Source organism: Streptomyces sp. O3 (assembly GCF_054788135.1).
Genome location: NZ_JBTVYK010000220.1, coordinates 1 through 251 on the forward strand (window position 1 = coordinate 1; position 251 = coordinate 251).

A 251-nucleotide genomic window follows, 5' to 3' on the forward strand; every position below is an offset into this window, starting at 1 on the left:
ACGCACCAGTGAAGACCCCAAGCCATGGCGCCGATAGTCGGCGTGCACCGCCACCGAATACAGCCAGCCACGGTGGCCGTCGTAGCCGGCCAGAATCGTTCCGATCACCGTCTTTTTATCCGTGGCCACGAAGAACAACCCATCGTTGACGGCCAGTTTCTTATCGATCGCCAGGGTGGGTACGTTATGGGCAGTGTCATAACCAAAGGCCTGCTGCCATAACCCAACCACTTGCGTCCGATGCTGACGGT

General features: G+C 58.6%; 1 protein-coding gene. It reads right to left on the bottom strand.

The features are described from left to right. Nucleotides 1-251 (bottom strand): GNAT family N-acetyltransferase (locus ACX6XY_RS30435; RefSeq protein ID WP_460337954.1); only part of this gene is annotated, 251 nt, incomplete at both ends.